We start from the raw sequence: 26,724 nt of genomic DNA, 5'->3' as shown, positions 1-26,724 counted from the left end.
GGGGCGGAACAGGGGTCAGAGTTCGCCGAAGCCTGCTTCGACCTCGGCGCGGACAAGGTCCACGGCCTGCTGGGCGTCCGGGCCGGTGGCCGACACTGCCAGTTCTGTGCCCTGTGCCGCACCCAATGTCATGAGCATCATCACCGATTGCCCATCCACCCCATTGACCTCAATGTCCACATCCATGGCCCCAAGCTTGCCCGCCAAAGACGCAGCAGGGCGGGCATGGAGCCCCATCGGGTTGATCAGCGTAAGAACGGCGGCAACTTTCCCGCCGCCCTCCGCACCACCTCCTGCCACTGGTGCTCCGTCGGCAGCACCCCGGCCCGGGTTCAGCGCTGTCTCAGCCGCCTTGCACACCACGTCCAGGCAGGCGCCCGCCTGTGCCGCAACAGCCGCAGCCACAGCCCCCTCCACCAAGGGTGCGTCGGCCAGCCGCACATTTTCCGGATCGCCCAGAAATTCAAGCGCGGATTCGGCTGTCATGACAGCGGAGCCCAGGTCGGTCAGGACGACGGCGCCGTTTCCAGTATCTGCCAACCCCAGCGCCGTCATGACCTTTTCAAGGGAAGTGCCCAATCCGCCGTCGTCCATGCCGCCAGCGGGAATGAGTGACACGTCCGGGGCCATCTGCGCAGCCAGCTCAACAACACCGGCGGCCAGTTGGGCGCTGTGGGAGACGACCACCAGGCCGACGCTCACGAGCTTGCCTCCGCTGCCTGTGCGGCAGCCCGCAGAATCATCGCCGAGGACACGGCCCCCGGGTCCCGGTGTCCGATGGCCCGCTCCCCCAAATAACTTGCCCTGCCCTTGTGGGCAACCAGCGGATCTGTGGAAACGGCACCCGCCTCGGCAGCCGTCGCGGCTGCGGCCAGCACGGCAACAGGCCCTGCACCGTCCGCCGCTGCGCTGGCGGCAGCATCGACGGCGGGGGTCCACGCATCGATCATGGTTTTATCGCCCACTGCGGCTTTCCCGCGGGCCACCACGCCATCCCGCGCGGCCGCCAGCGCTGTGGCAAGCGTGGCCGAGTCGAGAGTGGCGGCATCACCCACAGCCGTGGCCGCACGCAAATAGGCCGTGCCGTAGAGCGGACCTGCAGCCCCGCCAACCTTTGACATCAAGGTCATGGCGGCCAGCTTGAAGGCAGCACCCGGCGTGGCTGGCAGCTCCGCGTCCAGTTTTTCCAAGATGGCGCTAAAGCCGCGGTCAAGGTTTTCACCATGGTCCCCGTCGCCAATGGCCCGGTCAAGTTCAATCAAGTGCACCCGGTTTTCAGCGACGACGGCGGCGCTCCTGCGCAGCCAGTCGATGGCCCAGGCAGCATCCAATGCGGCATTGTCCGTCATTTACATCCCCCATCGCAGTGCCGGCGTGTTCACAGGCGCGTCCCACAGCTCGGTCATTTCATCGTCCAGGCGCAGCACGGATATGGAGCAGCCCTGCATTTCAAGGGCCGTGATGTAATTGCCCACCAGGGAGCGCTCAACCACCAGACCAGCGGCTTCGAGCACCTTCGCCGCATGCCGGTACACAATGTACAGCTCGCTGGCCGGGGTGCCGCCCATCCCGTTGACAAACAGCAGCACCTTGTCCCTGGCAGCCGGTTTGAGGTCTGCCAGGATGGGCTCAAGGAGCCTGTCCGTGATGCCGTCCGCGTTCTCCATGGGGATCTTGTGCCGGCCCGGCTCCCCGTGGATGCCAATGCCAATCTCAATCTCGTCCTCGGCCAGCTCAAAGCTGGGCACTCCTGCGTGCGGGACGGTGCAGGCGGATAGGGCCACGCCCATGCTGCGCACGTTCGCGTTGACCCGGTTGCCGATGGCAGCAACCGCATCGAGGTTGTCACCGCGCTCTGCGGCAGCCCCGGCAATCTTTTCCACCAGTACGGTGCCGGCCACGCCGCGGCGCCCTGCCGTGTACAGCGAATCTTCCACGGCGACGTCGTCGTTCACCAGGACTGTACGCACCTCCACGCCTTCGGCCTCGGCCATTTCGGCGGCTGTTTCAAAGTTGAGCACGTCCCCGGTGTAGTTCTTCACGATATGCACGACGCCGGCACCTGAGTTCGCTGCGATGGTCGCCGGAATGATCGCGTCGGGGGTTGGCGAGGTAAACACGGGGCCGGGGACTGCGGCGTCGAGCATTCCGTACCCAACGTATCCGGCGTGGAGGGGTTCGTGTCCGCTGCCTCCACCTGACACGAGGCCGACTTTCCCCGTGCGAGGTGCGTCTTTACGGGTGACAAATAAGGGGTCGGGGTTGACCTTCACATGCGCTGCATGCGCTAGGCCAAATCCTTCCACCGATTCATCGACAACTTTTTTGGGATCATTGATGAGCTTTTTCATGACGAAACCCTCCGATACACTCAGTGAAATTTCAGGCGTGCGAAAAATCCGCGCCTGTCCTGAACATTACCCGGCAGCCGAGGCCGTTGGTAGGTTCCCGGCTACAGGTTGCAGATCATCCGGGTGTTGCCGAGCGTATTTGGCTTGACCCTGGCCAAGTCAAGGAACTCCGCGATGCCTTCATCCGAGGAACGCAGCAGCTCCGAATAAACGGCTGGGTCCACCACGCTTTGATCCGCCATGACGGTGAAGCCATTTCCCAGGAAGAAGTCCACCTCGAACGTCAGGCAGAACACGCGGCTGACCCCCAGCAGCTGGGCATTTTGCCTCAGCTTTTCCACGAGCGCACGGCCCACCCCTTTGCCGCGCCACGCGCCGTCCGTGGCCAGTGTCCGGATTTCTGCAAGGTCTTCCCACATGACGTGCAGTGCCCCGCAGCCAACCACCTTCCCATCCACCTCGGCAATGAGGAACTCCTGGATGGACTCAAAGTAGGTGACGGACTCCTTGGAAATCAGGATTCGTTGTTCAGCCAGCGGGGCAACCAGGTCCTTGATGGCGTGGACGTCTGAGGTGCGGGCAGGGCGGAGGACAACGGACGGGGCAGGAGTATGAACAGTCACCGTTTCAGTCTATGACCCCTGCTACGTCATTTCCTTCATTCATCACACGCACAAACTTCCTCATTTTCCACTTGCCGCGCACCGTCGAAACTGGCCGAGGCGCCGGGGCCTCACGGAAGTGCTGGCTAGCTGGCCGAGAAGATACGCCGTTTTCGGTGATGACGGTGCCACCCTGCGCGCTGGCCGAAAGATACGCCAGTGTCGCCAGTTGGCCCCTTCATTGATGAAATCATGCCGCGTTGCCACTTCCGCGACACGGAGAAGGGCGCACAACCTGTGGGTTGTGCGCCCTTTTCCGTACTTTGCATCCGAGTTTCGCTGCTGCACCGCTGTGGCGCAGCCCCGCCTTATGCGGAAGCGGTGATGGCCTCAGGTACCTTTGGCTTGGCCTCGCCCACGAACGTGAACGTGGCTTCGTCGCCTTCGCCTTCAACATCGACCGTGATCATGTCCCCGTCCTTGAGTTCACCAAAAAGGATCTTCTCGGAGAGGTGGTCCTCGATCTCGCGCTGGATGGTGCGGCGCAACGGCCGGGCACCCATCGCGGGATCGTAGCCCTTGGTGGCGAGGAGAACCTTCGCTGCGGGTGAGAGCTCAATGCCCATGCCCTTGTCAGCGAGGCGGGTCTCCAAGCGCGCAACCATCAGGTCAACGATCTCGATGATCTCATCCTGGGTGAGCTGCGGGAACACCACCACGTCATCAACACGGTTCAAGAACTCGGGGCGGAAGTGCTGCTTGAGCTCTTCGGTGACCCGTGCCCGCATCCGGTTGTAGCCGGTTTGGGTGTCCGCACCGGACTGGAAGCCGGTGGCGATCGCCTTGGAGATGTCCCGCGTGCCCAGGTTGGTGGTCATGATGATGATGGTGTTCTTGAAGTCCACCACACGGCCCTGGCTGTCAGTCAGACGGCCGTCTTCCAGGATCTGCAACAAGGAGTTGAACAGGTCTGCGTGCGCCTTTTCAACCTCATCGAACAGCACCACGGAGAACGGGCGACGGCGGACCTTCTCGGTCAGCTGCCCGCCCTCTTCGTAGCCAACATAGCCGGGAGGCGCACCAAACAGACGTGAAACGGTGTGCTTCTCCGAGTACTCGGACATGTCAAGGGTGATCAGCGCATCTTCATCGCCGAACAAGAACTCGGCAAGTGCCTTGGCCAGCTCGGTCTTGCCAACGCCTGTGGGGCCGGCAAAAATGAACGAGCCACCGGGACGCTTGGGATCCTTCAGCCCTGAACGGGTGCGGCGGATGGCCTTCGAGATCGACTTGATGGCCTCATTCTGGCCAATCACACGTCGGTGGATCTCATCTTCCATCTTCAGCAGTCGCGTGGACTCGGCCTCGGTCAGCTTGAAGACAGGAATGCCGGTGGAGTTCGCCAGCACCTCGGCGATGAGTTCCTCATCCACCTCGGAGATTTCATCCAGGCCGCCAGTCTTCCACTGGCGCTCCTTCTCGGCCCGCGAAGCAATGAGCTTTTGCTCATCGTCACGCAGGGACGCGGCACCCTCGAAGTCCTGGGCGTCAATGGCGTCTTCCTTGCGCTTTTTCACAGCCGCAATTTCGCCGTCCATGGCCTTGAGCTCCGGCGGGGCCGTCATGCGGCGGATGCGCAGGCGCGCACCGGCCTCATCGATCAAGTCAATGGCCTTGTCCGGCAGGAACCGGTCGGAGATGTAGCGATCCGCCAGCGTTGCCGCCGCAGTCAGCGCACCGTCGGTGATGGAAACACGGTGGTGCGCCTCGTAGCGGTCACGCAGACCCTTGAGGATCTGAACCGTCTCCGCCACGGAGGGCTCCGGAACCTGGATGGGCTGGAAACGGCGTTCCAGTGCAGCATCCTTCTCAATGTGCTTGCGGTATTCGTCCAGCGTGGTGGCACCGATGGTCTGCAGCTCACCGCGGGCCAGCATGGGCTTCAGGATGGACGCAGCATCAATGGCACCTTCGGCGGCACCCGCACCAACGAGGGTGTGGATCTCGTCGATGAACAAAATAATGTCACCACGGGTACGGATTTCCTTCAGCACCTTTTTCAAGCGCTCTTCGAAGTCACCTCGGTACCGTGAACCGGCCACGAGCGATCCCAGGTCAAGGGTGTAGAGCTGCTTGTCCTTGATGGTTTCGGGCACGTCACCGCGCACAATTGCCTGCGCCAACCCTTCAACGACAGCGGTCTTGCCCACGCCTGGTTCACCAATGAGAACAGGGTTGTTCTTGGTGCGGCGGGAGAGGATCTGCATGACGCGTTCCATCTCATGCTCGCGCCCAATAACGGGGTCAAGCTTGTTTTCACGCGCAGCTTGGGTCAGGTTCCGGCCAAACTGGTCCAGCACCACGGATCCGGCAGGGGTGCCTTCGGGCTGGTTGCCCCCACTGGCGACCGGTTCCTTGCCCTGGTAGCCGGAGAGCAGCTGGATGACCTGCTGGCGCACACGGCCCAGGTCAGCTCCGAGCTTCACCAGCACCTGTGCGGCAACACCTTCGCCTTCACGGATCAGCCCGAGCAGGATGTGCTCGGTGCCAATGTAGTTGTGGCCCAGCTGCAGCGCCTCACGCAGGGAAAGTTCCAGAACTTTCTTGGCGCGCGGGGTGAACGGGATGTGCCCGCTGGGTGCCTGCTGCCCCTGCCCAATGATCTCCTGGACCTGTTCACGGACACCGTCCAGCGAAATGTTCAAGGACTCCAGTGCCTTGGCGGCAACGCCTTCACCCTCGTGGATGAGGCCGAGCAGGATGTGCTCTGTGCCAATGTAATTGTGGTTGAGCATGCGGGCCTCTTCTTGGGCCAGCACAACAACACGTCGGGCTCGGTCGGTAAATCGCTCAAACATTTCGCCACACTCCTTTTACTGCGTACTTTGATGCTACGCAGTGCCGGCCAGTCGTGGGGGCTTGTTCGCCACAGGGGAAATAGCAATACCTCGGCGCATGGTGCCTCCCTGGCATTAAAGTACGACGGCGGGACCCCCGTTGCGTGGAAGTCCCGCCGTAGCGCCGGGCTGCTCAGGCCCTAAGAATTACTGGGTTCTACCCCTGTGCTGCGTAGTAGGCGTCACGGATCTCGGCCTGAATACGGCCCCGTTCGTGTACTTCGTAGCCATTGTCACGGGCCCAGGCACGAATTTGTGCAACATCACTGCTGCCCTTCGGTGTGGACGGCCCGCGGCCGCGAACAGCCCTGCCACCAGCGCGGCGACCCGCACCAACATATTTGCTTAAGGCCTCACGCAATGCGTGCGCATTCTCGGCGGAAAGATCAATCTCGTAATTGATGCCATCAAGCCCAAAGATGACGTTCTCATCCGCCGGGCTCTGATCAATATCGTCAACGAGCGTGACGTGAATTTTCTGTGCCATGGGTGCTAATCGCCTCACATTCATTTGATGAATACAACACATCAAATTATGGTTCGAAAATGCATTCACGTCAAAGAAAGATTCACTTTCTCCTATTTAGGCCCCGTGCTCGCCATTCGATTCAGCATCATGTTCGGCCTGCGCCAACGCGTCACGCTCTGACCTGTCAGCATTAAATATTGCTTTCATGGCGAAGTAGAAAAGGGCTCCAACACCTATGGAAGGCAAGATAACCGCAATATATTCCATAACCTTGCCGCTCCTACTCGGGTTTCATCAAAGGAAAGAGAATGGCTTCACGGATACCCACACCCGTGAAAAGCATGACGAGGCGGTCAACACCCAGCCCCAGTCCGCCCATGGGCGGGGCGCCGTATTCCAGGGCTCGCAGGAAGTCCTCATCCAATTGCATGGCTTCAGGATCCCCGGCTGCTGCCGCCATGGACTGTTGGGTGAGACGATCACGCTGGATGACCGGGTCGATCAGCTCAGAAAATGCCGTGCCGGTTTCCCTGCCGTCAATAACCAGATCCCAGGCTTCGATCAAATTCGGCTTGTCCCGGTGTGGGCGTGCCAGCGGCTGGGCCGATGGCGGATAATCGCAAACAAACGTGGGTTGGATAAGTGTTGGTTCCACTATTTCACCGAATAGTTCGGTGACGAGCTTTTCTGCATCCCATGCCGGGTCAATTCCAACGTCATGCTTGAGCGCAATGTCACGCAATTGGTGAGCCGTGGTGTCAGGAGTGATTTCAACGCCCACGGCATCGGAAAGGCCCTTGTACACGGGCAGCCAGGGCCATTCCCCGTCGAGGTTGATTTCACCTCGTGCAGTTTCAATGACGCGTGAACCCGTGGCATCTGCTGCGGCAAGGATAATGCGCTGCATGGTCTTTGCCATCGTGAACTGGTCGCCATATGCTTCATAGGCTTCCAGCATGGTGAATTCCGGGCTGTGTGTTGAATCAACGCCCTCATTACGGAAAATCCGGCCAACTTCGAAGACTTTGTCCAGCCCGCCCACCACAGCGCGCTTGAGGTAGAGCTCAATGGCGATGCGCAGCGTCATTGGCTGGTCGAACGCGTTCAGGTGTGTGTGGAACGGGCGTGCTGAGGCGCCGCCGTGAACCAGCTGCAGGATGGGTGTTTCCAGCTCAATGTAGTCTTCACCGTGCAAGGTGTCTCTGATGGCTTTCACGATCGCGGACCGGGTCTTGACCTGTTCGCGGGCTCCTTCGCGGACAATCAAGTCCACGTAGCGTTGGCGCACGCGCGTTTCCTCGGAGAGTTCCGCGTGCAGCACAGGCAGCGGGCGCAGCGCCTTGGCAGCCATGGACCAGTGCGTTGCCATGATGGAGAGCTCACCAGTGCGGGAGCTGATCACCTCACCCTGGATGAAAACATGGTCGCCCAAGTCAACGAGGGCTTTCCAGTCAGCCAAGGGCTCTTCGCCAACATTGGCCAGTGAGAGCATGATCTGCAAGCGCGTGCCAGCCCCGGATTGCATCGTGGCAAAGCACAGCTTGCCCTTGTTGCGGACAAACACCACGCGGCCGCTGACGCCGACAATGTCACCTGTGGCGGTGTCGGCTTCCAGCTCCGGATACTTGGCCCTGATTTCTTCCAGTGTGTGGGTCCGAGCCACACCCACCGGGTAGGCCTGTTCGCCTCGTTCGAGCAATTTGGCACGCTTGTCCAAGCGGACGAGCATTTGCTCCGAGGCGTCACTGGTTTCAGGGGTCAGGGTATTTTCTGCGCTCACGAGATACTAGTTTAGAGGGTGAATCTGAGTGAACCCTCCGTGCGGTGAACCTCGGGTACAAAAATGCCACGCACCGCCTTCGTGACGATTCCGAATACTCGAGCTCTAGACGTAAGTCTGTTCCCGGTGCAACACTGGCTGTCACGACAGCCCCGGAAACCTGTCCGGGAGCGGCCCTCGAAGACGTGGAGAAAAATTGAACCCGTTCCCAGCCTCACAACCCGACGACTCAGGCTCCCACCATGGAGCTGAAGCTCGTAAGATCATCCTGGACTGCGACCCTGGCCACGACGACGCCGTCGCGCTTCTGTTGGCGCACGGCAATCCGAACATCGAGCTGCTGGCCGTGACCACCGTGGTGGGCAACCAGACACTTGAAAAGGTCACCCGGAACGCCTTGGTTGTGGCAACGATCGCTGGTATCACCGGGGTCCCGTTCGCCGCGGGCTGCGACCGTCCGCTCGTGCGGAGCATCGAAAACGCCCCGGACATCCACGGAGAATCCGGCATGGACGGCCCGGAACAGCCCGAGCCGACCATCACGCTGGACCCACGCCACGCCGTCGACCTGATCATTGACACGATCATGGCGCACGAACCCGGCTCCGTGACCTTGGTGCCGACGGCAGGGCTGACCAACATTGCCATGGCTGCCCGCAAGGAACCGCGCATTGTGGAGCGCGTGCGCGAAGTTGTGCTCATGGGCGGCGGCTACCATGTGGGCAACTGGAGCCCCGTGGCGGAATTCAACATCAAAATTGATCCCGAGGCAGCGCACATCGTGTTCAACGCCGGATGGGAGGTTGTCATGGTCGGCCTCGATTTGACCCACCAGGCACTGGCCACCCCGGAGGTCGTCGCCGCCATCGAAGCCGTGGGGACAAAGCCGGCCAAGTTTGTCATGGAGCTCATGGAGTTCTTCACCAAGACATATAAGGACGCCCAGGGCTTTGACTACCCGCCGGTCCACGACCCATGCGCCGTCGCATATGTGATTGACCCAACCGTCATGACCACCCAAAAGGTGCCGGTGGACATCGAACTCACAGGCACCCTGACCCTTGGCATGACGGTGGCGGACTTCCGTGCCGCCCCACCGGCGGACTGCCATACGTCGGTGGCCGTGAAGCTCGACCACGAGAAGTTCTGGAACCTCGTCACCGACGCGCTGGTGCGGATCGGCGAGGTGGACCCGTGAGCAGGATCGGGACAAACACGACGTCGAAGGCGGCGAGCGTCACAGCGCTGATGACGGCCCTGCTGACCGCCTGCATCGCGTTCCAGCTCAATGCTTCCATGCTCAGCCCCGCCCTGGTCATCATGGGCGAGGAACTGAACACCGATCAGGCCATGATCGGTTTGTCGCAGACCTGGTTCTTCACGGCTGCGGCCCTGTTCTCGCTGTTTCTGCCACGGCTCAGCGACATCATCGGACGTAAGAAAGTGCTTGTCGGCATGATGCTGCTGATGGCGGCAGGCTCCATCATCTCAGCCGTCGCCCCCGACGTTTCCTGGCTGTTCGTGGGACGCATCATCCAAGGTGTCAGCGGGCCCACCGTGCCGCTGGCCTTGATCATGCTGCGCTCAGAAGTCAGCGACGCAAAGAAATACGGCGCCCTGATGGGCCTGCTCACGGCGGTCAACGGCGGCATCGCCGGAATCGACTCATTTGTGGGCGGCTTCATGGCACAGAACTACGGTTTCCGGAGTATTTTCTGGCTCATGGTGGTCCTTGGTGTGATCGCCGCACTACTAATTGTCTTCCTCGCCCGTGAGTCGAAGCCCAGCGCCGGAACGCAAATGGACTGGTGGGGCGTGCTGTTCATCGTTGTGGCCGTCGGTGCGCTGCTGACGGCGCTCAACGAGGCCACCGCACTGCTCGGTGCATTCTCCGGTGGCACGCTGATGATCACGATCGCACTGGCCGTGCTCGCCGCCGTCGCATTCGTCTTGTTCTGGAAGACACAGCAGCGCTCCAGGCACCCCATGGTGGAAATCAGGCACCTGCGCCAGCGCGCCACCTGGGCCACGCTGCTGACCACGACCTTGGCCATGACCGGCATCTTCGCCGTCATCAACGGGATCGTGCCGGCATTTGTGCAGGCCGCGGACCCAGGGTTCGGCCTCGGTGCTACTGAGATGGCGCTGCTGATTTTGACTCCGTATGCGCTGCTTGGCTGGCTGTTCGGACCCTTCAGCGGGCGGCTGGCACCCGTGTTCGGCTACACACGCGTGCTGCGGATCGGCCTGGCCGGATCCATTGTGGCTTTGGCGGTAATCGGCTTCTTCGGCCTGCACAGCCTGCCGCTGATGATCACCGGTGCCGTACTGTTGGGCATCATGTACGCCGGAACAGTCAACATCATGCTCAATGGCCTGGGCGTGGTTCACTCCCCCGAAGGCAACCCGGGTTTCCTGCCAGGCATGAACGCCGGAGCCTTCAACCTTGGCGCCGGGCTGAGCTTCCTGGTGCTGCCTGCCATTCTGGTTGCCACCACGTCCTCGGGTGTGGTCGCGTCCTACACCACGGTGGTGGTCGTGGCATTGGTAGTGACCGCACTGGCCCTGCTGGCCTCAACTCTTATCCCCAAGCCGGTCAGCGCAGAGGTGGCAGCATGAGCAGCCAGGAAACACCGGGTACACGGGATACCCCACGGCGGATTGTTGTGGCGGGTTCACTCAACGCCGATCTGACCATCTACTGCGAGCGCCTGCCCCTACCTGGCGAGACGCTCCACGGCAGCTCCTTCGCCGTCAACCCGGGTGGTAAGAGCGCAAACCAAGCCGTAGCTGCTGGCAGGCTGGGCGGAAACGTAATGCTGATCGGCGCAGTGGGCAATGACCCAAACGGTGACATGTTGCTTGCGTCCACGTCCGGCGCTGGCGTGGACGTCAGCCATGTCCGCCGCGTCGAGGAGCCAACGGGAGTCGCGGTCATTTCGGTGGAGGACAGCGGCGAGAACAGCATCATCATCTCCGCTGGCGCCAACGGCACCCTGACCGCCAACGCCATTGACCCCGCCTTGTTCGAAGGTGCCGGCGTCGTCTGCCTGTGCTTGGAAGTTCCTCCGGAGACGGTCCTTGCTGCAGCGCAGGCCGGGGCCGACGCCGGTGCAACAGTGCTGCTCAACCTGTCCCCTTACGCCACGATCGCGGAAAAACTGGCCCGCCTGACGGGCGTGCTGCTCGTCAACTCCCACGAAGCCTCACAGTTTCTTGGCGGGCGGGCCATGCCATCCTCCGACGCACCTGCCTCCGATTGGTTGGCTGCGGTGGAACAATTTGCCGGCCGTGGCCTGGCCAAGGTCCTGGTGACGCTGGGTTCTGCCGGCTCTATGGTGCTTGATTCGACCAACACTGACGAGCCGGCGGTGTGGATCGCTCCCACAAAGGTGAACGCCGTGGACACGACAGGTGCCGGGGACGCGTTCACCGGTTCGGTCGCAGCACGCCTGGCTGCTGGCGATTCCTTGGTGGAGGCTGCCCGCTATGCGTCCGTGGCGGCAGCACTGGCCACCACCAAAAAGGGAACCCAAGCCGCCTACCCGAGCGCAGCTGAAGTTGAGGCGGCCGGGTAAGCGGTGGAGTGCACTACCCGAGCAGCATGTTGTCGATGAGGCGCACCGGCCCCACCTTCGCCGCGATGAGCACCAACGCTTCGCCGGTGAAGGGGGTGTCCTGGCAGTTTTCAGCCCGTACGGCCAGGGTTCGCGGGTCCACCACTTCCAGGTAGTCCAGTTCCACGCCGGGGGCGCTGCGCACCAGCTCTTCAGCAGAAGCCGTGTCGAGGGGTTCGTGAGCGTCCGCGCGCCTCTTGAGCAGCCGCAGTGCACGGGAAAGAACTAGGGCAGAGTCGCGCTCCTCGGCGGACAGGAAGCGGTTGCGGCTCGACAGTGCCAAGCCGTCTTCGTCCCTGACGATCGGCACGGCCACAATTTCCACCGGAAAGTTCAACTCCGCCACCATGGCACGGACAAGGGCCAGTTGTTGGGCGTCCTTCTGGCCGAAGTAGGCCCGGTAGGAGGGTCGGCCGGCAGTGTCGGGCGCAGCCAATCCAGTCTCCGGCATGCCGACGTGCAGCAGTTTGGCGACGACGGTCAAGGCCCCGTCAAAGTGTCCCGGACGCGAGGCGCCCTCATACATTTCCCCCGCCTTGCCGGCCGTGATCCTGACGGACGGCTCTCCGTTCGGGTACATTTGCGCCACATCAGGGGCGAACATGAAATCAACGCCGGCCTGCTCCAGCAGTGCCAAATCCGCATCAGTGCTGCGGGGGTAGCGGGCCAGGTCCTCAGGGTCACCGAATTGCAATGGGTTGATGAAGACGGTGGCCACCACCACGGAGTTTTCTGCGACGGCGGCCCGGGCAAGCTCAGCGTGCCCGGCGTGGAGGGCACCCATGGTGGGCACGAGCCCCAACGTCCCGGCGGGTTTCCGCTGACTGGCGGCTTCACCAGGGACCGTCTCCTGCGCGGCACGCTGTCGCAGCAAGGCCGCCGTTGCAGCCTGTAGCTCGGCAATGCTGCTCACCAATGCAATGCTCATGGTCTTCCGCTCTCTTTGTTCTTATCACTCACGCCGTCACCTGGACTAGCTCAACCTTAGGCGCCGTTGGACGCCTTGGGGGCTTCGCCGTCGTCGTTGGCCAGGGCAGCCTGAACACTCAGGTATGCCTCGGCGGAAAGCATCCTACGGCGCGCAGCCCGGGTGGCAGTTGCCGCTGACATGGCCAAATAGGCTTCAAGGACATCTGCGGACCCCGTGTCCAGGGAGTGCTCGCGCAGGGCAGCGGAATGGGCGGCCACCGTGCCGGCATCACCGCGGGCCACCGGGCCCGTGAGTGCCGACTCCCCCGACGTGAGCGCGTTTTCCAAGGAGGCACGCAGCAGCGGGCCCAGCACTTGGTGGGGTGATTCCACGCCAATGTCACCGAGAATTTGGGCCGCCTGCGCCACGAGTGTGACGAGGTGGTTTGCCGAATGGGCCAGGGCCGCGTGGTACAGGACACGGTCGGCCTCCGCAATGACCACCGGTTCCGCGCCCATCTCCACCACCAGGGCCTGGGCAATGGGCAGCATGGCAGGCTCGGCCGTGACGCCGAAGCAGCAGTCGGTGAGCCGGGACAAATCAAGGCTCATGCCGGTGAACGTCATGGCCGGGTGCAGGGCCAGCGGAATTCCCCCAGCAGCCTTGACCGGGGCCAGCACGCCGGTACCGAAGCGCCCGGAGGTGTGGGCCACCAACTGCCCCACCTGCCACGCGCCCATCGAGCCCAACCCGGAGACCAACTCAGGCAACACGTCATCCGGGACGGCAAGCAGGACCAGTTCGGCCCTTTCCACAATGTCCGACACTTCAAGGACGGGAACTCCCGGCAGCAGGAGCTCAGCACGTTCCCTGGAGGCCTCGGAGACGGCGGAAACCCCGACGACGGCGTGCCCGCACGCGCGCAGGGCGGCACCAAGGACGGCGCCGACCTTGCCGGCACCAATAATTCCGATACCCAGTCGGCCCGGCTTAATCGCCATGATCTTGCTCCTGTGTGGGTTGTTGTTGCGGGGTCTGGACGGGATCGATCACCGACGGGGCAGGCTCGATTACGGGGCCAGCGTCCGGCGCCAGCCATTTTTCCTTGCGATGGATACGGCGGGCCGTGGCGGCGCGTGCGGCTTGTTCAGCGAACAGCCGCTTCCCGTTCTCCACGGACAAGTGGTGCACCAGCGGACGCACGGGTCCTACGGTTGAGTGCAGTTCGAAGTCCACCAGCCCCAAAGCCGCCATGAGCGGTCCTTGGCGCAGTCTCAGCGACTGGGTGCGTTCATGGGGCACCACCTGAAGGTTGCGGAAAATCACACCGTGTCGGCAGAGCAGGGCCGTGTCGGTGGCACGGAACGCATTGTGGCGCCAGGCAAGGGGGTCGATCCACCGAGCCGAGCGCGGTGAGTGGACGAATCCTTCCGCGTTCCCGGGACCTCGCAGCCCTGCGATAAACACGGCAAACGGATTTTCCACTCCGGGATCCGGGAAGACCAGGCCCAACACGGCCATGACTTCATCAAGGGTGCCCACCGGAAGCAGCACGGTGCGGGATCCATGACCGGAGGAATCCGCGCCGTACCCTGCCACATTGATGTGTACCCGGTACCAGCCAAGGAGTCGCCACAATGGGCCCTGGCTGATACCCACCGCTTGGACTCTTCCAGGGGGGATGGTCTGCGCACGGGTCTCGAGCATGCCGTAGTACAGCCGCACACCGTCGGGGGAAAGGGCCACACGAAAGTTGAAGTCCCCTGTGATGGTTTTCCAGTAGCTGGCGCCAACGCCGATAAAGATCGGAACCCCTGCCACCAGGATGGCTGGTTCTCCGCTCCAGCGCACCGCCACCACTCCGGCCACCACCACGCACAGAGCAAAAATCGTTGTACTGCCAAGGAACGCCGCAGCAATGATCCGGCCCGGTTTCAGCGCCAGGACATGCGTTTCCGGCGCCTCGTGCACCTGCCCCGGCGAGGCAGGGTCAGCTACGGCCCCCGACGCCCTGGCAAGAATGGCTGCCCGCAGCCGCTGTGCCTCCCCCAGCTTAAGAAAGGAAAGTTTCAGCGCCGACTTCCCGCCGTCGGCCACTTCAAACTTCAGCTCGGCAAGCCCAAAAACGCGCGCAACCAACGGCTGAACCACGTCAATCGCCTGAACCCTGTCGATACGAGCTCTGCGCTGTTGCCTGAATACAACACCCGAGTTGATGTGCACGTGCTCGTCGGTGACCTGGTAGCGCGTGAACCGCCAGGACAGGAAAAAGGCCAGCCCAAAAATGACGACGGCGGCGCCCACCACTGCGAGGATGACAAGTGCCGGGGCGCCTGCGGTCTGCGCCAGGGAACCGGGGTTGCCGTCCCAGCCGCCGGAAAAGACGCTTTCAAGGGAGTTGCGGCCAAAGATGAACACCACGGCGGCCACGGCGACCCAGCCACGAACCAGCGGGGAAACCGGGTGCACACGGTGCCAGGTGTGTTCGTCGTCGGTGTGGAAGCCCACGTTGGCCCCGGACTGCTCTTGGGCCATATCCCCGTTCACACCTTCATCTTTCACAGGCCGGCCAATTTCGCCTCACCGCGGGCTGATAGCTGTTCGCGCAATCGGGCGGCTTCGGCTGCCGACAGTCCGTTGAGCATTGCGTTCGTGCCGGGCGATGCCGTGTGCAGGTGGATGGTGCTCAGCCCCAGCATGCGCTCCAGCGGGCCCATCGTGACGTCGACGTACTGCATGCGTCCATACGGGACCACCATGATGCGGTGGAACATGATGCCGCCGCGGATCAGCAGGTCGTCGTCGCGCTCTGCGTAGCCGATGGCCCGCACCTGACGCGGGATGAGGATCATTTCCCACATGATGGAAAGTACGACGACGGCTGGCAGGCCCCAGGCGAGCCAGGCGGGGTAGCCGCTCCACACGTCCGTGAGCCGCAGGATGAGGGGCACGGTGGTGATGGCTAGAAAGATCAGCCCCGTCAGTCCGCGTTCAACGAAGCGTGCTGTGATGAGCTTCTCAGATACGCGCAGGAACACCACGTCCCCGGGGTCGATGGCGCTGCTGTGTTGGCTACGCAAATTCTTCCTCCCCATGGCCTTCACGCTTGGTCCGCGGTTTCGTGGTGGGTTCGTTGTCTTCCGGCGGCAACTTGCAAAAACGTTCCACGACGACGCCCACCACCACCATGACCACGCCTCCTGCCATGAGCGCAACCATCTGCCAGATCACTCCGAGGTCGGTGCGCAGGGCGATGGTGGGGATTTGGTCCAGCAGGATCCCGGCGTGCCAGCCGAACAGCACGGCACCGGCATAGGCGCAGGCTTGGGCCAACACCACCGTGCGGGCAGCCAAAAGCGGGTCAAGGACCTTGTCTCGCTTGCCGTCGCGCCACCGGCGGACCTTCAGTCCCAGCACCAGGCAGACAACAGCTATCAGCCCCATGGTGATCAAGGAGCTGAACGGCAAAACCGGCAGCGCAAGCCTACCGCGGGAGGTGAGCTCGGTGGCCACCCACCCGATGGCGGCCGTGCCAATAACCACGGCAGCCAACCATGCAGGCCTGACGGTCCGCATTGTGCTTTTCATTGCTGCCTCATCGATTCGAATTGGGACTACATATTCAACCGTACTGGTTTTTTACCAGTTTGGAATTGCCGCACACCGGTTGTTCTTGGCGCGTCTTTAAGGTGCCTGCGGCAACGGCACATCTTGAACGTGGCTGATGCCTGCCATGTCAGCTGCGGCCGCGGCCAACTCGGACACCGGCTTCCCTGCCAACATGGCGTGTGGGTCCATGAGTGACCACGGGTACAGCACAAAGGCGCGTTCCGCGGCGCGCGGGTGCGGCAGTGTCAAGACCGGGTCAGCACTGACAACGGACCCATAAACGATGATGTCAACATCCAGGGTGCGGGCCCCCCAGCGAACGGCGCGAGTCCGGTGGTGCGCCTGCTCCACGGATTGGCAATGGACCAAAAGTTCCATGGCTGAGAGTGTCGTATCCACGGCAATGACCATGTTCAGGAAGTCCGGCTGGCCCACGGGACCGCCCACAGGTTTCGTGGTGATGACCGGGGAGACGTTCAGCAAGCGCACTTCGGGGCAATCCACCAACTCGGCCACTGCGCTTTGCAACGTCCCTTCCCGCTCACCAAGATTGCTTCCCAGCGCCAGAATGGCCCGGGTCAACGGGCGCGCAACACTCACGCTGCGCACGCGTTTTCACGAGACCTGAAAATGGTGATGCTCACATCGCCAAATGGCACCTGGATGGGCGCCTTGGGTTTGTGAACCGTGACTTCCACGGCTTTCAGCACGGGGTAGTCCGCCAAGATCTTCTCCGCCATGCGAACGCTCAGTGTTTCGATCAGGTCAAAGGCGTCCCCTGTCACCATGGACACGATGGTCTCCGCCACGGCGCCGTAGTTTGCCGTTAGTGCCAGATCGTCAGTTGCGGCGGCTGCACCCACATCAAGGTGCAGAACCGCGTCGGTGATGAACGGCTGACCATCACGTTTTTCGTGCGCAAACACTCCGTGGTAGCCAATCGCAGTAACGCCCTTGAGCGTGATCAGATCCTCCCGGCTCACTGCGCGTCCTGTCCGGTCAGTTCGTCACCCTGGGCAGCCAGCAGCCGGGCATCACGGTTTTTCTTGCCCAGCAGCAACCTGGCCGCAACCTTGGCAGCATCAAGGCTCGCGCCGACGTCGTGCACCCGAACGCCCCACACGCCCTGCGCAGCGATGAGAGCCGTCGTGGCAGAGGTCGCGTCGTCGCGTTCCTTGGGGGCCGCGGCCTTGCCTGCACTTGTCAACAGTGAGCCAAGGAAGCGTTTGCGTGAGGTCCCCACCAAAATTTTGTTGCCCATGTCAGCGACCTGGTAGAGGTTTGCCAGCAACTCCCAGTTTTGATCGGCATTCTTGGAGAAACCGATGCCGGGATCAAGAATCAGGTTCTCCGGCAAAACTCCTGCCGCATAGAACCTTTCACGCACCTGGGCGAGCTCGCTCACCACTTCCTGAACCACGTCCGTGTACTGCGTCAACGAGTCCATGGAGCGTGAGTCACCGCGGCTGTGCATCAACACATACGGAACCTTGCGCTCAGCAACCAGGGCAATCATGTCGGGGTGGACGTTGGCGCCGGAGACGTCGTTGACCAGCCCGGCGCCTGCATCGATGGCCAAAGCAGCCGTGGAGGCATGGCGGGTGTCAACGCTAACCAGCGCACCGGCCTTGGCCAAGGTCGAAATGACCGGCAGGATGCGCCGTTGCTCTTCAGCTTCGTCAACGTACTCGGCACCTGGGCGCGTGGATTCCCCGCCGACGTCGATGATGTCTGCCCCGCCGTAGTACATGCGCAACCCGTGGGCAATGGCCGTTTCGGTGGAATCGTACTCGCCACCATCACTGAAGGAGTCGGGGGTGCAATTCAAGATCCCCATGACAACGGTGCGGTCTTTGGGCAGGGTTTCAAAGCTGGCCATTGACTTGCGTGCCCGAAGGACGGGCAGGGGTGAGGTGGCGGGGCCTGTTCCGGGTGCTGCAGCGAGGGAATCCATGGTGTGTTTGTTACCTTCCGAGAATCAAGCTCATGGCTTCGGCCCGTGTTGCAGGCTCGTGAAGCAGGCCACGCACAGCACTTGTGACTGTTTTGGCCCCTGGTTTGCGCACGCCCCTCATGGACATGCACATGTGTTCACACTCGATGACAACAATGGCCCCTCGAGGTCTCAGATGCTTCATCAAGGCATCGGCGACCTGGCTGGTGAGCCGTTCCTGCACCTGCGGGCGCTTGGCGAAAATATCCACCAGTCGCGCCAACTTGCTCAGTCCTGTGACCATGCCTTCTTCTGACGGGATATAACCAACATGGGCGAAGCCGTGGAACGGCACCAGGTGATGTTCACATGTTGAATAGAACGGGATGTCCTTGACCAAGACCATTTCTTCGTGGGCAATATCAAAAGTGACACCTAGTACGTCCGCCGGGTCTTCGTGGAGGCCGGAAAAAACTTCTTTGTAGGCCTTCGCCACGCGTTTGGGCGTGTCAACCAGCCCGCTGCGATCAGGGTCCTCGCCTATAGCCAGCAGGATCTCGCGGACCGCCGCCTCAATGCGCGGCAGGTCCACTAGCGGCTCCTGCGCCGAACGGGCGGCACCTGAAGTGCTGCCCTGCCCCAACCCGGCTTCTTCGTCGTAATCAGTCACGGTGCCAATCCTATCTTTCGATTATTGCTGGCCGGGCAGCTGCGGGGCGTCACCCTTGCCCAAGTCGAGGCCCGGCTGGGCGCCCGGAGCGTCCAGTTCGCCACCCAAGTTGGCGCTGGCAAGCTGGTCCTGGGGATCAACATTTTCCGGAGCGGGCTTCCCTGCCTCAGCAGCCTCGCGCCGCTCCTTGTCCGTGATGACAGGAGGCAGGTCAGAGACCGGACGGCTCTCCTTGGACAGCCAGACCTTGCGCTGGGCGGGACGGCGCAACCCGACGAAGATTTCGGCAATCTCCGCCTGGTTCAACGTTTCGCGTTCAAGCAGTTCAAGGGCCAGACGGTCCAGGATGTCGCGGTTGACGATGAGCGCCTCATAGGCGTCGTCGTGGGCCTGGTCGATGAGCTTGCGCACCTCTTCATCCACCACCGCAGCGACGGACTCCGAGTAGTCCCTGTCATGCCCGGCACTGGCACCCAGGAAGGGTTCACCGCCGCTGGAACCAAGCTTGACGGCGCCGATGCGCTCGCTCATGCCGTACTGGGTGACCATGGCACGGGCAGTGCCGGTGGCCTTCTCAATGTCGTTGGAGGCACCGGTGGAGGGATCGTGGAAGACGATTTCCTCGGCTACGCGTCCACCCATGGCGTAGGCCATCTGGTCAAGCAGCTCATTGCGGGTGATCGAGTACTTGTCATCCTCCGGAACCACCATGGTGTACCCCAATGCACGGCCACGGGGCAGGATGGTGATCTTGGTGACGGGGGCCGTATTGTGCATGGCCGCAGCCACCAGCGCGTGCCCACCCTCGTGGTACGCAGTGATCTTGCGCTCAAGTTCCTTCATGACGCGGGTGCGCTTCTGCGGACCGGCCATGACACGGTCAATGGACTCGTCCAGTGCACGGTCATCAATGAGCTGGGCGTTGGAGCGTGCTGTCAACAATGCTGCTTCGTTGAGTACGTTGGCCAGGTCGGCACCGGTGTAGCCGGGGGTCTTCTTGGCGACGGCGTTCAGGTCCACGCCGGGCGCCATGGGCTTTCCCTTGGCGTGCACTTCCAGGATCTGCTGGCGACCCAGACGGTCAGGGGCTTCCACCGGGATTTGGCGGTCGAAACGGCCGGGGCGCAGCAGTGCCGGGTCAAGGACGTCCGGTCGGTTGGTCGCGGCGATCAGGATGACGTTGGTTTTGACATCAAAACCATCCATTTCCACCAGCAGCTGGTTGAGGGTCTGCTCGCGTTCGTCGTTGCCACCGCCAATGCCGGCGCCACGGTGACGGCCGACGGCGTCGATCTCGTCAACAAAAATGATGGCAGGGGAATTCGCCTTGGCCTGCTCGAACAGGTCGCGGACGCGGGAGGCGCCCACACCGACGAACATTTCCACAAAGTCGGAACCGGAGATGGAGTAGAACGGCACGTCGGCCTCACCTGCGACGGCGCGGGCCAGCAGTGTCTTGCCTGTCCCGGGAGGGCCGTACAGCAGTACACCCTTGGGGATCTTCGCGCCGACGGCCGTGAACTTTGCCGGGTTCTGCAGGAAGTCCTTGATTTCGTGGAGTTCCTCAACGGCCTCATCCGCGCCAGCCACGTCATTGAACGTCACCTGCGGGTGGTCCTTGGTGAGCAGCTTCGCCTTGGACTTGCCGAACTGCATGACCTTGTTGCCACCGCCTTGCATGCGGGAGAACAGGAACCAGAAAATGAGCCCGATCAGCACAAATGGGATCAGCAGCGAGAAGATGCTGGACCAGAAGTTATTGGAGGCTGGCTGGTCATCGAAGGACTTCAGCTTGGCATTGTCAATGGCGTCGACCATGGTCGTTGCGCGGTAGCCACCAAAGAAGAACTCGACGTTCTTGCCCGCCTTTTGACCCTCGGGGCTCGTGTAGTCGTCCTTCAGGACCATGTCCACGCGGCCTTCGGAGCCAAAGATCTTGGCTGAGACAACCTTGTCACTGTTGAGCAGACCCAGGGCTTCCGAGGTGCCGATACGACTGGTACCCGTCCCGGTCAAGGTGAAGAGGCCGGCTCCAATGAGCACAACCACCACAATGATCCATATAAATGGACCCTTGAAGAGTTTTTTGACTTTCATGTGTTCGAGGCCAGGCCTCGTCCCTCCCGCTCAACCAATTCAAACCTGTACAGGACGCATGCCACACGCCCCCGGGTAATAGCATTACACCGTTCGCCTTGCTACACGTACGGGACTGGCCTTTAGTTCCCTGAGGGCATAACGAATTCCCCCAAGATGACGCATTGAACGCGAGGTCTGCGCCGAGGTCGGTATTTTTTGTAGGCGACGTAAAGGAGACCCCAAAGGCCGTTAGCGGCCGACGGGGCGGATAGTCGCCGGAAAAATGCCGACCACGGCGATTCCAGCGCCGCTGCGTCCGGGCGGGTGTTACTCGTAAATGTGCGGGGCCAGGGTGCCGATGAAGTCCAGGTTGCGGTACTTCTCGTCGAAGTCGAGACCATAGCCAACAACAAATTCACTCGGGATCTCGTAGCCGACGTACTTGACGTCGATTTCGACCTTTGCCGCTGCGGGCTTGCGCAACAGGGTGCAGATTTCCACCGATGCCGGTCCGCGCGACATCAGGTTTGCGCGCAGCCAAGACAGGGTCAGGCCTGAGTCGATGATGTCCTCGACAATGAGCACGTGCTTGCCCATCAAATCAGTTTCCAGGTCCTTCAGGATCCGCACAACACCGGAGGACTGGGTACCGGAACCGTAGGAGGATACTGCCATCCAGTCCATGGTGACGTGGCTGTGCAGAGCTCGGGAAAGGTCCGCCATGACCATGACAGCGCCCTTGAGTACACCGACGAGCAGAACGTCGCGGCCTTCGTAGTCGGCATCAATTTGCGCGGCCAGTTCGGCGACGCGCGTCTGGATTTCTTCCTTGGTATACAGAACGTGCTTTAGATCGGCTTGGACGTCTTGTGAATCCACCCATGGCTCCTGTTTTTGAAGGTTGGTACTGGTTGAAATGCTGCTTGGCGCCTACGTGCTGCGTCTAAGAACAAGCTTCCCATAGCTACGGCTCTCTTGGGGAACAACTTGATTTCGGGAAATCCGCCAGGCGCTGACTTTCCCGGCCAGTTGCACGGGCCCTGCAGAACCTTTCCTAGCGAGCAGATTTTCTGCTGATCCGAGCCTTTCGAGGCTTGGCTGCACTCCTCCAAGTTCGACGGCGGCCAGCGCCAACACTCGCATCCTCAGCGCAGGCGGGAGTCCCCTCAGCGCGTCTTCGGCGAGCGCAATCTCGCGCGGTGCAGGGTTCAGGGCGCTGGTTTCCACACCATTTTCCGCTTTATTTTCGGCGGAGTTCGCAGCAGAATTTCCGGTGGAACGTTCAGCCAGTTTCTCGTATTCAGCGGCGGCGAGCTGGTCTAGACAATCAGCATCGTGGCCCAGGATACTGGCCGAGCGGGCCAACGATTCGGCAATGCCCGGGCCCAATTCGCGGCCCAGGAACGGCAGGACGTTTTGCCTGACCCGAACCCGCAGGTAGGTGTTGTCCTGGTTGGTTGGGTCGTGCCAGGGTTCCAACTCAAGAGCGTCACATATGGCCAATGTCTCATCGCGGCGCAACCGCAGGAAAGGGCGCAGGTACATGCCACGGCGTTCGCGCATGCCGGCAAGGGAGCGGGTGCCGGAACCGCGTGCCAAGCCCAACAGCACCGATTCGGCTTGATCGTCAAGGGTGTGGCCCAGCAGCACATTCCGGGCACCGAGCTCCAGCGCCGTCGCATCAAGTGCGGCAAAGCGCGCCGCTCGGGCCGCAGCTTCCGGGCCAACGCCGTCGTCCTCCAGATCAACGGTACGGACCACCACAGGGCTGAGCCCCAACGAGCGCAGCTGTGCGGCGGCGGCTTGCGCCACCGCTGCGCTGCCATCTTGCATCTGGTGGTCAACAACCACGGCACCGACCCGCACCTCACCGCGCCGGGCGAAAAAGGCGCAGACGGCAGCCAGCGCCAGGGAATCAGGGCCACCACTGCAGCCGATGAGGATCAGCGGCGGATTTTCCACCACCCGATTCTTGCCCGTGGTTTTCAGCCCCAGCAGGTTCCCCACCATGGCGCGGGCCTTCCCTACCGTCGGGTCAAGGCGGCGGCGGGGCCGCCCGGCGGCAGTTTCCTGCCCCACCTACAGACCCATCCGTTCCACCCAGAGGCGTGCGTTGTGGATTTCCACCTCGGTGGGCAGGTTCTCGGCCTTGGTCCAAACATTGTTGAAACCATCCATGCCGACCACGTCCACAGCGTCGCGGACGAATTTGGCACCGTCACTGTATTGGCGCATTTTGGCGTCAAGACCCATGAGGTTTCGAATGAATTTTTCAATGATCCCGCGGTCCTTGCCCCTGCTGTTGAAACGCTGGCGGATGGTGCGCACCGTGGGAACAATGCTTTGGTCCACACCGTCCATGACCACATTCGCGTGGCCTTCAAGGAGGCTCATAACCGCTGTCAGGTGGGACAGGGCAGCCTTTTGCTCCGGATCCTGGAGTAGGTCCAGGACACCTCCGCGGGAGGTGTCGGCGCTGGTTTCCTTGTTGTTTGCATGCTTGCTGCCCAGCTGTTTGGCTGTTTGCAGCAGACGGTCGCCGAAGTTCTCCGAGTCGCCCACAAGCAGGGCGCCGAGCTTTTCGATCTCTGCCAGCATGTGGTGTCGCAGCCAGGGAGCGGCGGCAAATTGCACGCGGTGGGTCTGTTCGTGGAGGCACACCCACAGGCGGAAGTCCGCCGGATCGACCTTCAGCTCGCGTTCAACAGTGATGATGTTGGGGGCCACGAGCAGGAGCCGCCCGCCTGCGGTGTGTGGCTGGGAGGCCCGGGTAGGGGCCAGCGCGGCAAAGGGGTCGTATTGGCCCAGGACCTTGCTGGATAGAAACGCCAAGGCACCACCCAACTGGGCACCTGTGACCGTAGCACCAAAGGCGGCGCCTGCGCTGCCGGGCGCAGGCGTGTTCCCGGAGCCGCGGGCACCATGTGTGGCAGCCTGTTTGACGGCGAGGGCCTGCAAAATAGGGTCCATCATCACGGCGAAGCTCTGCGTATTGGCTTTTGCCCAGGAGGCCCTGTCCACAACAAGTACCTGGGAGTCGTGCAGGTTCCGGGCGGCCTCGAGTCGGCTGATTTCGTGCACATGGGGTACCGACCGCTCCGCCATGAGGTGCAGGTTTTCCACGGCAGCGGAAATTTCCGTACCCGAAAGAGCTGGGCCGGCAGGTGCAAGATTTGCCGCGGTGCGGGCGGCAAGTTCCCAGTTGACCATGTTTGACGGGGTTCGTGTGGTGGCTGCGGAACTGCTCTGCTTGGTCATGCTTCCATCAGATCACATATCACTGGCAGCCCGCTGACGCCGTCAGCTGAAGCATTCTCAGCTCAACGCCAACACGCTGGCAGCAGCATCAAGTACTGGGCGGGCGGCAATGCCGCCTCCTGTCAGCCCATTGCCCAGGATGGAAAAGACCAGCAATCTGCCATGGGAATTGATCACATAGCCGGACAGCGCCGAGACCCGGTTCAGGGAACCGGTCTTGGCACGCACCAGGCCGGCACCGCCAAGCGCCGGGGCCTTCGCGAAGCGATCCTCGAGGGAACCGGTGAGCCCGGCAATGGGCAACCCCGGCAGGGCTTGGCCAAGGTCCGCCGCCGGGTCGGCGAGCAATATCGAGAGCAATTGCACGAGCTGCCGGGGGCTGATCTGATTGCCTGCGGCCAGCCCGCAGTTGTCGGTGGTGGTGATGGTGTCCATGGGCAGCCCCAACCCGCCCAGAACCTCGCGCACAGCTTCCACCGCTCCGGCGCTGTCCGGTTCCAGGCCCAGCTTCACGGCCACCATGCGACCAAGGACTTCCGCCACATAATTGTCCGATTCAGCCAGCATGTAGCGCGCCTGTTCAGCGACGGTGGCCGACTCCACGGAGGCCAGCACCGTTCCGGGGCTCCCTGCCGCGGCCCCCGGGGAGGCCGCCGGGACCGCACCGCGGGTGATTTCCTCAGTGGTGGAGACCCCGGCATCTTCCAGTGCGTCTGCGAAAGCCTCCGCCACCGCAAGTGCTGAATCCTGCGGGCGCGGACCAGTCATGACACCGGGGCTTGTCCGGCCCGCGTACATCGCCATGGGGAAAATCGGTGCGATTTCTCCGGCGGCCACATCCTCCACGGCCCATCTTGGGTTGAGCGCAGGGCCTGTGAATATCCCGTCGTCAATGTTGATGCTGACAGGGCCCTTGCTTCCGGCGGTTGCAAGTGCTTGGGCAGTGTTGCGGGCGAGGTCGGCAAGTCCTGCATGCCCCATGGCCGAATGAGGTTCGCTCTCCCCTGCCGAGAGCATGGAGTCGCCACCGGCCAGCAGCACAATCTCGTTACTGCTCGCGCCGGCAATGGCCTGGGTGCTGAAACGTGTGCCGGACCCCAGCGTCTTCAATGCGGCACTGGCGGTAAGCAGTTTCAAGTTGGAGGCCGGGGTCCGGGCTGAACCGCCGTCTTGGGAAAACAGCTCCTTCCCGGTCAGCGCGTCGGCGACGTACATGCTGAACGTGCCTTCGCCGTCGAACGTCAGGGCGTTTTCCAACTCGGTGCTGAGCGTGGCGGCATCAGGCATTGGCGCGGTGTCAATCAGCGGTGTCACGCCAGAGATGCCGGCCAGGGCTGTTGGCGGTTGCTGGGCGGCAGGCAGCACTGCGACGGCGGCAGGATCCGTGGGCAGGAAAGCCGGAGCCAGCTCCAATCCCACGGGGACGCTGACGGCGGCTAGGGCGCAAATAAGCAACCCGCTCGTCACAACCTTTGACGTGCGTCCCATAAAACAGGCAAGTCCTTTGAAATATGCGGACCCTGCACGCAACAATCGGCAGGAGAGTCAGGGAAATACTACGCCTGGGGCATCAGGCGGGTTTTTAGCGCAACGAAAGCGCCTATATCCTCATACTAGACGGAACTATCGAGTGCAGCCCTGTCCGGCCGCGCACTAAACATCATGAGGAGCATAACGATGAAGCACGACGTCACCATCGAGATCCCCCGCGGATCACGCGTCAAATACGAAGTTGACCATGAGACCGGCCGCGTCCGCCTGGACCGCGTGCTGTTCACGTCCATGGCCTACCCCACGCACTACGGCTTCTTCGATGACACCCTCGGCGAAGACGGCGACCCGCTGGACGCCATGGTGCTCCTGCAGGACTTTGACCTGCACCCCGGCGTTGTGGTGGATGCCCGTCCCATCGCCGTGTTCAACATGACCGACGAGTCCGGTGGAGACGCCAAGGTTTTGTGCGTCGTTGACGACAAGCGCTTTGACCACATCCAGGAACTAACCGACGTTGACGAGTTCCTGATCAAGGAGATCGAGCACTTCTTCACCCGCTACAAGGATCTGGAACCGGGCAAGTGGGTCAAGGCCGAAGGTTGGGCCGACCGCGCAGCAGCAGAGGCCGAGCTAGAGGCTTCGATCAAGCGCTTTGCGGATACCGAGCACTAATCCCCGCGTGCCGGCCCAGTTCTGCCGGCAAGTTGAGGCACGACGGCGGCGCTCCCCTTTAGCGGGGAGCGCCGCTTTTGCATTTCCTGGAGACAGGCATCGCCCGGAGACCAAAATCCGGAGGCCCGCTGCTGGTCGGTCCCGAGATGTGGCACCTGACGCAGATTGACGACGTATCTGCCACAACTGGACAGATTCGAGTAGCAACGAGGAGAGAGGATCCTCTGCTCGTTGCTGGGCTGAGAACGGTCGGCTTACACCCCGGTGAATCCAAGACCACTGGTGATCTCGGCTTCGCAAAGAATCCGCTGGCTACGCGACGATAGTAAAGATTATGTAAGGTTCAGGGTTTTAGCGCCGTATGGCGACGGATTAGTAGACAC

At 62.1% G+C, this 26,724-nt stretch carries 25 protein-coding genes; 4 read left to right on the top strand and 21 right to left on the bottom strand.

Translation table 11 applies throughout. The annotated features are described in order from the left end of the window. Nucleotides 1–15: 15 nt before the first annotated feature. The 7 genes from dhaM to lysS all read right to left on the bottom strand — a co-directional run bounded on the left by dhaM (nucleotide 16) and on the right by lysS (nucleotide 8,048). A complete protein-coding gene (dhaM, locus tag Q4P21_RS07750; protein ID WP_303388212.1) occupies nucleotides 16–702 on the bottom strand; it encodes a dihydroxyacetone kinase phosphoryl donor subunit DhaM in 687 nt (228 codons plus the stop codon). Next, the gene (gene dhaL / locus Q4P21_RS07745) at nucleotides 699–1,349 is read right to left on the bottom strand and encodes a dihydroxyacetone kinase subunit DhaL (protein WP_303388211.1); all 651 of its coding nucleotides are present in this window, start codon (nucleotides 1,347–1,349) and stop codon (nucleotides 699–701) included. Before dhaL ends, dhaM begins: the two co-directional genes overlap by 4 nt. After that, nucleotides 1,350–2,351, bottom strand: a complete 1,002-nt coding sequence (dhaK, locus tag Q4P21_RS07740; RefSeq protein WP_303388210.1) for a dihydroxyacetone kinase subunit DhaK — start codon at nucleotides 2,349–2,351, stop codon at nucleotides 1,350–1,352. It abuts the gene before it with no gap. A 101-nt stretch (nucleotides 2,352–2,452) separates the two neighbouring features. Continuing rightward, the gene (locus Q4P21_RS07735) at nucleotides 2,453–2,974 is read right to left on the bottom strand and encodes an amino-acid N-acetyltransferase (RefSeq protein ID WP_303388209.1); all 522 of its coding nucleotides are present in this window, start codon (nucleotides 2,972–2,974) and stop codon (nucleotides 2,453–2,455) included. 347 nt (nucleotides 2,975–3,321) lie between these two features. Continuing rightward, entirely contained in the window at nucleotides 3,322–5,811 is a 2,490-nt protein-coding gene (locus Q4P21_RS07730; RefSeq protein ID WP_303388208.1) for an ATP-dependent Clp protease ATP-binding subunit, read from the bottom strand. A gap of 196 nt (nucleotides 5,812–6,007) precedes the next feature. Then, nucleotides 6,008–6,337 carry an Lsr2 family protein gene (locus Q4P21_RS07725; RefSeq protein ID WP_303388207.1) on the bottom strand — a complete coding sequence of 110 codons (330 nt, stop codon included), beginning with the start codon at nucleotides 6,335–6,337 and terminating at the stop codon, nucleotides 6,008–6,010. Between the two features lie 262 nt (nucleotides 6,338–6,599). Beyond that, nucleotides 6,600–8,048, bottom strand: coding sequence for a lysine--tRNA ligase (lysS, locus tag Q4P21_RS07720; RefSeq protein WP_303388220.1), 1,449 nt, complete (start codon nucleotides 8,046–8,048; stop codon nucleotides 6,600–6,602). Nucleotides 8,049–8,295: 247 nt separating this feature from the next. Here lysS and Q4P21_RS07715 point away from each other — a divergent pair, with 247 nt between their 5' ends. The 3 genes from Q4P21_RS07715 to Q4P21_RS07705 are packed head-to-tail and all read left to right on the top strand — an operon-like array spanning nucleotide 8,296 to nucleotide 11,677. Next, on the top strand, nucleotides 8,296–9,297 hold the full coding sequence (locus Q4P21_RS07715; protein WP_303388206.1) for a nucleoside hydrolase: 1,002 nt from the start codon (nucleotides 8,296–8,298) through the stop codon (nucleotides 9,295–9,297). Between the two features lie 5 nt (nucleotides 9,298–9,302). Next, nucleotides 9,303–10,718: an MFS transporter gene (locus Q4P21_RS07710; protein WP_303388219.1), complete on the top strand. Its 1,416-nt coding sequence runs from the start codon at nucleotides 9,303–9,305 to the stop codon at nucleotides 10,716–10,718. Beyond that, entirely contained in the window at nucleotides 10,715–11,677 is a 963-nt protein-coding gene (locus Q4P21_RS07705) for a ribokinase (protein WP_303388205.1), read from the top strand. The genes Q4P21_RS07710 and Q4P21_RS07705 overlap by 4 nt, the downstream gene beginning before the upstream one ends. Before the next feature lie 13 nt (nucleotides 11,678–11,690). Here the strand turns inward: Q4P21_RS07705 and panC are convergent, their stop codons facing one another. The 14 genes from panC to dacB form a co-directional block, all read right to left on the bottom strand. Next, a complete protein-coding gene (gene panC, locus Q4P21_RS07700) occupies nucleotides 11,691–12,644 on the bottom strand; it encodes a pantoate--beta-alanine ligase (protein ID WP_303388204.1) in 954 nt (317 codons plus the stop codon). A gap of 56 nt (nucleotides 12,645–12,700) precedes the next feature. Beyond that, nucleotides 12,701–13,627, bottom strand: coding sequence for a Rossmann-like and DUF2520 domain-containing protein (locus tag Q4P21_RS07695; protein WP_303388203.1), 927 nt, complete (start codon nucleotides 13,625–13,627; stop codon nucleotides 12,701–12,703). Continuing rightward, nucleotides 13,617–15,173, bottom strand: coding sequence for a PH domain-containing protein (locus Q4P21_RS07690; RefSeq protein WP_303388202.1), 1,557 nt, complete (start codon nucleotides 15,171–15,173; stop codon nucleotides 13,617–13,619). Before Q4P21_RS07690 ends, Q4P21_RS07695 begins: the two co-directional genes overlap by 11 nt. Nucleotides 15,174–15,184: 11 nt before the next feature. Beyond that, nucleotides 15,185–15,721 carry a PH domain-containing protein gene (locus Q4P21_RS07685; protein ID WP_303388201.1) on the bottom strand — a complete coding sequence of 179 codons (537 nt, stop codon included), beginning with the start codon at nucleotides 15,719–15,721 and terminating at the stop codon, nucleotides 15,185–15,187. Continuing rightward, nucleotides 15,699–16,214, bottom strand: a complete 516-nt coding sequence (locus Q4P21_RS07680) for a DUF3180 domain-containing protein (protein ID WP_303388200.1) — start codon at nucleotides 16,212–16,214, stop codon at nucleotides 15,699–15,701. Before Q4P21_RS07680 ends, Q4P21_RS07685 begins: the two co-directional genes overlap by 23 nt. A 96-nt stretch (nucleotides 16,215–16,310) precedes the next feature. Continuing rightward, the gene (gene folK, locus Q4P21_RS07675; RefSeq protein ID WP_303388199.1) at nucleotides 16,311–16,835 is read right to left on the bottom strand and encodes a 2-amino-4-hydroxy-6-hydroxymethyldihydropteridine diphosphokinase; all 525 of its coding nucleotides are present in this window, start codon (nucleotides 16,833–16,835) and stop codon (nucleotides 16,311–16,313) included. Beyond that, nucleotides 16,832–17,218: a dihydroneopterin aldolase gene (gene folB, locus Q4P21_RS07670; RefSeq protein ID WP_303388198.1), complete on the bottom strand. Its 387-nt coding sequence runs from the start codon at nucleotides 17,216–17,218 to the stop codon at nucleotides 16,832–16,834. The genes folK and folB overlap by 4 nt, the downstream gene beginning before the upstream one ends. Next, the gene (gene folP, locus Q4P21_RS07665) at nucleotides 17,215–18,189 is read right to left on the bottom strand and encodes a dihydropteroate synthase (RefSeq protein ID WP_303388197.1); all 975 of its coding nucleotides are present in this window, start codon (nucleotides 18,187–18,189) and stop codon (nucleotides 17,215–17,217) included. The genes folB and folP overlap by 4 nt, the downstream gene beginning before the upstream one ends. Before the next feature lie 10 nt (nucleotides 18,190–18,199). Further along, nucleotides 18,200–18,760, bottom strand: a complete 561-nt coding sequence (folE, locus tag Q4P21_RS07660; RefSeq protein ID WP_303388218.1) for a GTP cyclohydrolase I FolE — start codon at nucleotides 18,758–18,760, stop codon at nucleotides 18,200–18,202. Between the two features lie 99 nt (nucleotides 18,761–18,859). Then, nucleotides 18,860–20,935, bottom strand: a complete 2,076-nt coding sequence (gene ftsH / locus Q4P21_RS07655; protein ID WP_303388196.1) for an ATP-dependent zinc metalloprotease FtsH — start codon at nucleotides 20,933–20,935, stop codon at nucleotides 18,860–18,862. A 309-nt stretch (nucleotides 20,936–21,244) separates the two neighbouring features. Further along, on the bottom strand, nucleotides 21,245–21,796 hold the full coding sequence (gene hpt, locus Q4P21_RS07650; RefSeq protein ID WP_207346293.1) for a hypoxanthine phosphoribosyltransferase: 552 nt from the start codon (nucleotides 21,794–21,796) through the stop codon (nucleotides 21,245–21,247). A gap of 51 nt (nucleotides 21,797–21,847) precedes the next feature. After that, complete coding sequence (gene tilS, locus Q4P21_RS07645) at nucleotides 21,848–22,996, bottom strand: tRNA lysidine(34) synthetase TilS (protein ID WP_303388195.1); 1,149 nt, start codon at nucleotides 22,994–22,996, stop codon at nucleotides 21,848–21,850. After that, nucleotides 22,997–24,175 (bottom strand): zinc-dependent metalloprotease, encoded by a 1,179-nt coding sequence (locus tag Q4P21_RS07640; protein WP_303388194.1) that lies wholly within the window; start codon nucleotides 24,173–24,175, stop codon nucleotides 22,997–22,999. A 57-nt stretch (nucleotides 24,176–24,232) separates the two neighbouring features. Next, a complete protein-coding gene (dacB, locus tag Q4P21_RS07635) occupies nucleotides 24,233–25,663 on the bottom strand; it encodes a D-alanyl-D-alanine carboxypeptidase/D-alanyl-D-alanine-endopeptidase (RefSeq protein ID WP_303388193.1) in 1,431 nt (476 codons plus the stop codon). A gap of 189 nt (nucleotides 25,664–25,852) precedes the next feature. Between dacB and Q4P21_RS07630 the strand changes: the two genes are divergently transcribed. Then, the gene (locus Q4P21_RS07630) at nucleotides 25,853–26,341 is read left to right on the top strand and encodes an inorganic diphosphatase (RefSeq protein ID WP_207346300.1); all 489 of its coding nucleotides are present in this window, start codon (nucleotides 25,853–25,855) and stop codon (nucleotides 26,339–26,341) included. The last annotated feature ends 383 nt before the right edge of the window (nucleotides 26,342–26,724 follow it).

This window comes from Arthrobacter sp. (genome assembly GCF_030540645.1).
Lineage (GTDB): Bacteria > Actinomycetota > Actinomycetes > Actinomycetales > Micrococcaceae > Specibacter.
The sequence above is the reverse complement of the archived record's forward strand: the minus strand, read 5'-3'. Positions and strand labels throughout refer to the sequence as shown.